Annotated in this window: 6 protein-coding genes; 2 read left to right on the top strand and 4 right to left on the bottom strand. The window is 70.6% G+C overall.

The genetic code is table 11. The annotated features are described in order from the left end of the window. Window positions 1-325: 325 nt before the first annotated feature. Window positions 326-1,987 carry a tetratricopeptide repeat protein gene (locus QZ607_RS25235; RefSeq protein ID WP_295888884.1) on the top strand — a complete coding sequence of 554 codons (1,662 nt, stop codon included), beginning with the start codon at window positions 326-328 and terminating at the stop codon, window positions 1,985-1,987. Window positions 1,988-2,414: 427 nt separating this feature from the next. Here QZ607_RS25235 and QZ607_RS25230 read toward each other — a convergent pair whose 3' ends face one another. Further along, the gene (locus tag QZ607_RS25230) at window positions 2,415-2,960 is read right to left on the bottom strand and encodes a hypothetical protein (RefSeq protein WP_295888882.1); all 546 of its coding nucleotides are present in this window, start codon (window positions 2,958-2,960) and stop codon (window positions 2,415-2,417) included. Between the two features lie 396 nt (window positions 2,961-3,356). Between QZ607_RS25230 and mutS the strand changes: the two genes are divergently transcribed. After that, the gene (gene mutS, locus QZ607_RS25225) at window positions 3,357-6,056 is read left to right on the top strand and encodes a DNA mismatch repair protein MutS (protein WP_295888880.1); all 2,700 of its coding nucleotides are present in this window, start codon (window positions 3,357-3,359) and stop codon (window positions 6,054-6,056) included. Between the two features lie 11 nt (window positions 6,057-6,067). Here the strand turns inward: mutS and QZ607_RS25220 are convergent, their stop codons facing one another. The 3 genes from QZ607_RS25220 to QZ607_RS25210 form a co-directional block, all read right to left on the bottom strand. Next, window positions 6,068-6,901: a protein phosphatase 2C domain-containing protein gene (locus QZ607_RS25220; RefSeq protein WP_295888876.1), complete on the bottom strand. Its 834-nt coding sequence runs from the start codon at window positions 6,899-6,901 to the stop codon at window positions 6,068-6,070. 54 nt (window positions 6,902-6,955) lie between these two features. Continuing rightward, a complete protein-coding gene (locus QZ607_RS25215) occupies window positions 6,956-7,687 on the bottom strand; it encodes a DsbC family protein (RefSeq protein WP_295888873.1) in 732 nt (243 codons plus the stop codon). Window positions 7,688-7,761: 74 nt separating this feature from the next. Further along, a complete protein-coding gene (locus QZ607_RS25210) occupies window positions 7,762-8,256 on the bottom strand; it encodes a YajQ family cyclic di-GMP-binding protein (protein WP_295888887.1) in 495 nt (164 codons plus the stop codon). Window positions 8,257-8,485 lie beyond the last annotated feature (229 nt).

Genomic DNA, 8,485 nt, shown 5'->3' with positions numbered 1-8,485 from the left:
CTGCGCGAGCACGCCCTGTGCGCTGCATCGGCCTGCGAAATTCGCCGGCCGAGGGGTTCAACTGCTCTTTTTAGGGTCAAGTGCACCACTGCGCAAGTCGCGAGGCCGCCCGGGTACGCCGACTTCAGTCGGCCCCCTGGGGCAGGCGGACTTCAGTCCGCCGACGGCACATCATCGCCTGGCCTCAGGTTCCGGCAGCGCTGCATTGGTCACCATCGACAGCCATCGGTCAGGGGCTCCGGCGGCTGCGGCCACGACCATTGACGGCCCGCCGCAGCCGGAAACACAATTTCGGCGTTTTCACCGGCAGGCTGGGAGAGGTCTCATGGCACAGCGTACCGGCTCACCCGCAACGGCCCGCGGCGCCGACAAGGCGTTGGCGGAGGCGGCCGGCCTGCACCAGGCCGGCAAGCTCGCGCAGGCGGAGAAGGCTTATCGGCGCATTCTGCGCCGGCGCCCGGGCGACCCCCGCGCGCTCTATTGTCTGGGCATCGCCGTACACCAGCGCCGCCGGCCCAGGGAGGCGGTGCGGCATTTTCGCGCGGCCCTAGCGGGCGATGCGGCCAACCCGGACATCCATCGCCACCTCGGGCTCGCGCTCAAGGATCTTGGCCGGCCCGCCGCTGCCGAGCGGGCCTATCGGGACGCCCTCGCGGTGGCCCCGGAGAGCCCGCAGATCCTCGCCAATCTGGCCACCGTGCTCAAGGCGCAGGGCCGGCATGACGAAGCGCTTCCGGCGCTGGAGCAGGCGGCGGCGCTGGCGCCGGATTCCCCGGCGGTGCTGAGCGCCTGCGGCCATGCCCTGCGCGAGGCCGGCCGTCTGGACGAGGCCGAAGACCGCTACCGCAGCGCACTGGCCGAGCGTCCCGATCACGCTCCGTCCCTGACGGGACTCGCGGCGGCGCTCTGGCGCAAGGGGCAGGACGAGGCAGCGGCCCGGACCGCGCGGGAGGCCATCGCCCAAGCGCCGCAGTTACCGCAGCCGCATCTGATGCTCGGCAATGCGCTGCGCCGGCTCCGGCAACCGCAGGAGGCCATGGCGGCCTTCCGCGCCGCCGCCGAGACCGCCCCCGAAGACCCGGCCCCGCGCATCGGGCTCGCCGAGGCCGGCCAGGATGCAGGCGCCCTGGAGATTGCGCTGGATGCGGGTCGGCATGCGCTGGCGCTCGGGCCGGACTCAGAGACCGCCCACACGGTTCATGGACAGACACTCTATGCCCTGCGTGCCGCTGGCTGCGCCGAGCGGGCGCAACAGGAGGCAGCGGCCTGGCTGCAAACCCATCCGGACAGCGCCACGGCGCAGCATCTGGCGCCGCCGCTGATGGACGCCCCGCCACCCGAGCGGGCCAGCGCGCCCTATGTGCGCGCCACCTTCGATGCCTTTGCCGAGAGCTTCGACGAGCGTCTCGGTGCGCTCGGCTATGACGGCCCGCAGGTGGTCGCGGAGCGCTTGCGCGCGGCCCGTCCCGACGGCGCCGACACCCTGCTCGATATCGGCTGCGGCACCGGACTGGTGGGGCCGGCGGTGCGGGGGCTCGTTCAGCGCCTGGAGGGCCTGGATCTGTCGCCGGCGATGCTGGCCCGCGCCGCCGAGCGCAACGTCTACGACGCCCTGCACGAGGCCGACGCCGAGGCCTTTCTGGCGGCCGGTGACCCCGGCTGGGATGTGGTGATTGCCGCCGATGTGCTGATCTATTTCGGCGACCTCGCGCCCCTCGCCGCCGCTGTCGCCGGGGCTCTGCGGACCGATGGCCTGTTCATCGCCACCACCGAGGAGGCCGATGGCGGAACCTGGGAGCTGCAGCCCTCGGGGCGCTATCGCCACGCCCGCGGCTATCTGACAGGGGTGCTCGCCGGCGCCGGGCTGATAGTCGAGCAGATCGATCGCATCGTGCTCCGCCACGAGGGCGCGCGCCCCGTCGAGGCCCTCGCGCTCATCGCACGCCGACCCCTGGACCAGCATGCCCCAGCGCCCGAGACCACCTAGGAAAACGGCGAAAAAAACGGGGACAGGATATTCAATTGATCGCATGACGCCTGCGTTCTATATACCGTCCCCGCTTCTCGTCCCCGCTTCTCCGTGAAGCGCCCGCCGAGATCGCGCTGCGGTGGGTCGTGTCAGCGCCGCGCAGCCCGACTGCGCGCGCCCGTAACTCGCTGATTGTCGCGTTACGCTATCGCTAACCCGACCTACGCCGGATACCTGCACAGTCTGTCCAGCGTGTCACCGGCGCGCCGCGCCCCGGAGAGGCGCGACACCGCTGGCGTGGTGTCGCGAGGCAAAGCTTCCATTCAATATACCGTCCCCGCTTTTCGTCCCCGCTTTTCTAAGGGGGAATGGGTGCACCACCGAGCATGCTTATTGAATAAACCGTCACCGGATTGTCACCGGATCACGTCGCCCAGTCAGCAGCTCAGTAGTTGCCCGTGAGGGCGGGGGCGAGCCACATCAGTGCAGCGTTGGCGTCGGTTCCCGGTGGTGCTGCGGGCACGACGATGGTGCCGCCTTCAGCCTGCCAGCGGAGCGTGCTGCCGCCGGCTTCCTCGCTGGGCTGGCCCAGGCCGCTGCGCAGGGACTGGGTGAGCAGCTCGTGGTAGGCATGGCGATAGTCGAGCCGCAGGGCCGTGAGCCGGCCCGCGCCGTAGTGCAGCAGCGCACGGCGTGCCGGCAGCCCGTTGAAGGAGGCGATCTCGGCACCGCAGACCTCGTCGCCCAGAGCGCTTTGGCGCTCGGCGCATTGGAAGTCCACCTTCGGAAACTGTTCCTGTATGTCAGCGTGGGTGACGGCGCCGCTCAGGCGGTCGTAGCCGATGTTGAAGCTGGGCTTGCCCAGGATGTGCAGGATGAACAGGTCGCTGCGGCGGCGGCCGTCCTCGGTGAACATCAGCCAATAGAAGGGACCGGCGACGATGGCCAGCGACAGCAGCAGCTTGTAGGTGCGGGGGAGCTTGAAGCGCATAACCCCGCCATTCTAGCCCGGATGACCGCCGGCACCGACAGTTTCGACCAACTCCCCGCCGCGCTTGCGGCGGCGCAGCAGCGCGGGTGCCCGCTCAAATGTCCTGGTGTGCCTCCAGGCGATAGAGCCGCTCCCAGTGAGCCTGTCGCAACGCCTGTCGCACGGGGCGGCAAGACTGCACCCCGCGGGGCTCGGGCACCAGCCGCGACGACGCATTCAACGGGACTGCTCTGTCCTGATACCTGCACAGTCTCTCGCCTACGCCCCGCCTGCGTCCGGCCTGCACCGGAGAGCCGCTGGCCAAGCGCGCAAGCAGGCGCAACGCCCGTACAATCATGCCCGTATGCCTCGCCACCCGCGGCATGCCTCGCAAACCCAGCGACACCGCCCTGCCCCATGCCCGACGCCACCGATCAGACGCACCCCGAGCCATCGCCGCAGAAGCAGCAGAGCCAGCACACGCCCATGATGCAGCAGTACCTGCGCATCAAGGCGGAGTACCCGGACATGCTGCTCTTCTACCGCATGGGGGACTTCTACGAGCTCTTCTTCGAAGACGCCGAGCGCGCGGCGGGACTGCTCGACATCACGCTCACCAAGCGCGGGCAGTCCGCGGGCCAGCCCATCCCCATGGCGGGCGTGCCCTACCACGCCGCGGAGAGCTACCTTGCCAGACTGGTGCGCGCCGGGGTGTCCGTGGCCATCTGCGAGCAGCAGGGCGACCCCGCCAAGAGCAAGGGGCCGGTGGAGCGCAAGGTGGTACGGGTGGTCACACCCGGAACCCTCACCGACGAGGCGCTGCTGGACGATCGCCGCGAGAACCTGCTCTGCGCAGTGGCCGAGGCCAGTCCGGCGCGGGACACCACGGACACCGCAGACCCCCGCTTCGGCCTCGCGGTGCTGGAGCTCGCGGCGGGGCGCTTCACGGTGCTGGAGCTGTCCGGGCTGCCGGCACTGGCGGCGGAGCTCGAGCGCATCCGGCCCGCGGAGCTGCTGCTCGCGGAGGGGAGCGACCTGGCGGAGCGCCTGCGCTTCGACGGCGGCATCGCCCGGCGCCAGCCCTGGCTCTTCGACACCGACAGCGCCGAGCGGCTGCTGTGCCGGCAGTTCGGCACCCGCGACCTCGCCGGCTTCGGCTGCGCCGACCTGCCGCTCGCCGTGGGCGCCGCGGGCTGCCTGCTGCAATACGTGCGGGACACCCAGCAGAGCGAGCTGCCGCACCTGCGGGGCCTCAGCACCGAGCGCCGTGACGACGCCCTGCTGCTGGACGCCGCCACCCGCCGCAACCTGGAGCTGCTGACGCCCCTGCGTGCGGCCACGGACCGGGCCGATGCCGATCGCACCGAGCAGCAGACCCTGGCCGCCGTCATGGATGCCACCTGCACCGCCATGGGCGCCCGGCTGCTCCGCCGCTGGATCGGCCGGCCGCTGCGCGACGCCACCGCAGTGCGTGCACGCCACGACGCGGTGGACGCCCTGCTGGCCGAGGCCGCACGCGCCCCGCTGCGGGACGAGCTCGCCGCCATCGCCGACGTCGAGCGCATCGTCGGGCGCATCGCCATCGGCTCCGCCCGCCCCCGGGACCTGACCGCCCTGCGCGACGCCCTGGCGCGGCTGCCCGCCCTGCACGCCTGCCTGGTCCACACAGACCTCGCCAGCACGCCCCCTGCCCTGCCCCCGACGCTGCTGGCGGCGCTGGATGCGGACCTGGGCGAGCATCCCCACACCCTGGACCTGCTGTGCCGGGCCCTGGTGGAGACCCCGCCTGCGCTGATCCGCGACGGCGGCGTGCTCGCCCGCGGCTGGTCGGCGGCGCTGGACGAGCTGCGCGACCTCGCCGAGCACGGCGACCAATTCCTGCTGGACCTGGAGCGCCGCGAGCGCGAGCGCACCGGCATCGCCGCGCTCAAGGTGAGCTACAACCGCGTGCACGGCTATTACATCGAGATCGGTCGCACCCACGCCGACAAGGTGCCGGCCGACTACCAGCGCCGGCAGACGCTTAAGGGCACCGAGCGCTACATCACCCCGGAGCTGAAGCGCTTCGAGGACCAGGTGCTCTCCGCCCGCGAGCGCGCGCTGGCGCTGGAGAAATCCTTGTACGACGAGCTGCTGGCGACCCTGCGCGAGTCCATCGAGGCGCTGCAGCGCCTCGCTGCCGCGCTGGCAACCCTGGACGTGCTGGCGGGCCTCGCCGAGCGCGCGGCGACGCTCCACTGGCGCCGCCCAGACCTGATAGACGAGGTGGTCATCGACATCGCCGACGGCCGCCACCCGGTGGTGGAGCGGATGCTCACCGCGGGCGGCGGCGAGCCCTTCATCCCCAACCCCGTGCGGCTCGACGACGCCCAGCGCATGCTGGTGATCACCGGCCCCAACATGGGCGGCAAGTCCACCTTCATGCGCCAGACGGCACTCATCGTGCTCATGGCCCATGTGGGCAGCTTCGTGCCGGCGGCGGCGGCACGCATCGGGCCCGTGGACCGGATCTTCTCGCGCATCGGTGCCGCGGACGACCTCGCCGGCGGGCGCTCCACCTTCATGGTGGAGATGGAAGAGACCGCCAACATCCTGAACAACGCCACCGAGCAGAGCCTGGTGCTGATGGACGAGATCGGCCGCGGCACCAGCACCTTCGACGGCCTGTCCCTGGCCTGGGCCTGCGGTGTGGAGCTGGCCACCCGGGTGCGGGCCCTCACGCTCTTCGCCACCCATTACTTCGAGCTCACCGCCCTGCCGCAGGAGCATGCCGGCATCGCCAACCTGCACCTGGACGCCGTGGAGCACGACGAGCGCATCGTGTTTCTGCACAGCGTGCGAGAGGGGCCGGCGAGCCAGAGCTACGGCCTGCAGGTGGCAGCCCTGGCGGGCGTGCCGAAGGCGGTGATCGAGCGCGCCCGCGAGCGCCTGCGCGCGCTGGAAGAAAACGCCGCCACGCAGGCGCCGGCGGACGCCGCCGACACGCCCGCGCAGCTCAGCCTGTTCGCGCCGCCGGCGCCGCATCCGGCACTGACGGCGCTGGAGGCCCTGGACCCCGACGAGCTCACGCCGCGCTCGGCGCTGGAGGCGCTCTATCGGCTCAGGGGGATGCTCTGACTGCGGCGCGCTCAGCCGGGCGCGGCGGAACTGCCGGGGCCGCCCGGCTGCGTCGAGCCGCTGTCGGCGGTGGCGTGCAGCAGGCGCTTCTCAACGGCGTTGACCCGCACCAGCACCAGGGTGATGTTGTCCGCGCCGCCGTTCTCCATGGCGTAGTGCACCAGGGCGTCGGCGGCGATGCCGAGCCCGCCCTTGGCCGCAGCGAGCACGGCGCGCAGGTCCTCGTGCGCCACCATGCCGCTCAGGCCATCGGTGCAGAACAGATAGATGTCGCCGACGGCGATGTCCGTCACCGCGGTGGTGGCCGCCACATAGGGCGCGGAGCCGACGGCGCGGGTCAGCACGTTCTCGTTGATACCGTACTCGCGGGCCTCCTCCAGGGACGGGAAGAAGCCCTGATCCACCACCTCCTGGATGAAGGAGTGGTCACTGGTGAGCTGCGTGAGCGCCCCGGCGCGCAGCCGGTACAGCCGTGAATCCCCAACGTGCGCATACATGAGCCAGTCGCAGCCGAAATAGCCCATCACCACCGTGGTGCCCATACCGGCACAACCCTGGCGGTTGCGCGAGAGGTCCACGATGGCGCCGTTGGCCTCGTTGACAGCCGCCTCCGCCAGCAGCTGCGCCCGCCTGGGCTCATCCACCGGCGGCGGCTGCCGCCCGAAGCGCTCGCTGATGACGCGGGCGGCGGTCTGGCTCGCCAGATCGCCGGCGCTGGCGCCGCCGATACCGTCCGCCACGACGACGACACCCGCATCTGGTACGCAGGCGACGGCGTCCTCGTTGCGTTGGCGCACGCGCCCCCGGTCACTGCGCCAGACAAGCTCCAGCGGCGGCTTGCTCATGCGGCTCGGGCTCCCGGGTCCGGCAGAACGCGTCCGGCGGGTGCGCGCGGTGGCTCAGTTGGTCGCGGCCGTGGTCTGCTCCAGCAGGCCCGCGAGGCGCTTGGGCTCCACATAGCCCGGGACCATCTCGCCGGACTCCAGCACGATGGCCGGCGTACCGCGGATGCCCATGAGCTGGCCCAGCTCCATGTGCTTGGCCACCGGGTTGGTGCAGCTGCGCTTGGGCATGTCGGCGCCCTGCTTGGCCTGCGTCATGGCCGCCTGGCGGTCATCGGCGCACCACACGGACACGGCCTTGTCGAAGGACTTCGACTCCTCGCCGGCGCGCGGGTAGAACATGTAGTGCACACTGATGCCGGCATCGTTGTAGGCCTGAATCTGCTCGTGCAGCTTGCGGCAATAGCCGCAGTCGATGTCCGTGAAGACAGTGACGGTGTGCTCCGCGGCCGGTGCGTCGAACAGCACCATGTTCTCCTCGCCCACCTGCTCGATGGCCCGCACGCGGGCCCGGGACTGTGCGGTCTCGGCGATGTTCTCGCGGGTTTCGAGGTCGACGATGGCGCCGTCGATCAGATAACGGCCGTCGCCGGTGACGAACATCACCTGCGGGCCGATCTCCACCTCGTACAGCCCCTCCATCGGCGTCGCCTTGACGCTGGTGGGCTTGAAGTCCGGCAGCACCTTGGCCAGGGCGGCGCGGATGGTGGCCGCCTCGTCGGCGACGACGACGGCGGACGCAGCCAGCGCCAGGGCGGTCAGGCCGGTCAGTACAACGCGTTTGATCATGCGGATTGCCTCAGTGTAGTTCCTGTCTGGATACGGTGCCCCGGTGCCGACGGCGGTCGCTCGCCGCCGTTCGGTCAGTCCCGGAAGTTGGTGAAATTGAGCGGCAGTTGCCAGTCCTCGGCCTTCAGCAGTGCGATGGCCTGCTGCAAGTCGTCGCGCTTCTTGCCGGTGACCCGCAGCTGCTCGCCCTGGACCTGCGCCTGAACCTTGAGCTTGGCGGTCTTGACGGCCTTGACCATGCGCTTGGCCGTATCGGCGTCGATCCCCTGCTTGAGACCGACCTCCTGGCGCGCTGCATTCAGCGTGGTGACCGGCTCATGCACGTCGAGCGTCGCCAGATCCACCTTCCGCTTCACGAGCTTCTGACGCAGGATGTCCATCATCTGCTGCAGCTGGAACTCCTGCTCGGCGCGCAGCTGCACGCTCTTGCCGCCGCCCGCCTCGGCAAGCTCGAACTGCGCGTCCACGCCCTTGAAGTCGAACCGGGTCTGGATTTCCCGGTTGGCCTGGTCCACGGCGTTGCGGACCTCTTGAAGGTCACATTCTGCGGTGACGTCAAAGGACGGCATGGGCAGCTCCGTTGCTGTTGTCGTTGTGCGGCCTGGGTCAGTGCGGCGCGATCCGGCGGCGGCGCGGACGCGCCTGCCCGTGGGGCGCATCCGACTCAAACGGTAAACAATAATGTAACGGGCGCCGCAGGTCCACCACGGCCGCAACACCCCAGCCCTGAAGCATGATCGGCCGCCAACGCAGCCGGCGGCGCCGGCGCGGCGATGTCGGATGTCGCCGAGCCGTTCC

The sequence above is a fragment of the uncultured Thiohalocapsa sp. genome, from assembly GCF_913063425.1.
Classification (GTDB): Bacteria; Pseudomonadota; Gammaproteobacteria; order Chromatiales; family Chromatiaceae; genus Thiohalocapsa.
This window is presented reverse-complemented; position numbering and strand designations above follow the sequence as displayed.

Excerpts from the sequence above, each read along its gene's own strand:
- QZ607_RS25230 (WP_295888882.1), bottom strand. The coding sequence starts at position 2,960 with ATGCGCTTCAAGCTCCCCCGCACCTACAAGCTGCTGCTGTCGCTGGCC.
- QZ607_RS25210 (WP_295888887.1), bottom strand. The coding sequence starts at position 8,256 with ATGCCGTCCTTTGACGTCACCGCAGAATGTGACCTTCAAGAGGTCCGC.
- mutS (WP_295888880.1), top strand. The coding sequence starts at position 3,357 with ATGCCCGACGCCACCGATCAGACGCACCCCGAGCCATCGCCGCAGAAG.
- QZ607_RS25235 (WP_295888884.1), top strand. The coding sequence starts at position 326 with ATGGCACAGCGTACCGGCTCACCCGCAACGGCCCGCGGCGCCGACAAG.
- QZ607_RS25220 (WP_295888876.1), bottom strand. The coding sequence starts at position 6,901 with ATGAGCAAGCCGCCGCTGGAGCTTGTCTGGCGCAGTGACCGGGGGCGC.
- QZ607_RS25215 (WP_295888873.1), bottom strand. The coding sequence starts at position 7,687 with ATGATCAAACGCGTTGTACTGACCGGCCTGACCGCCCTGGCGCTGGCT.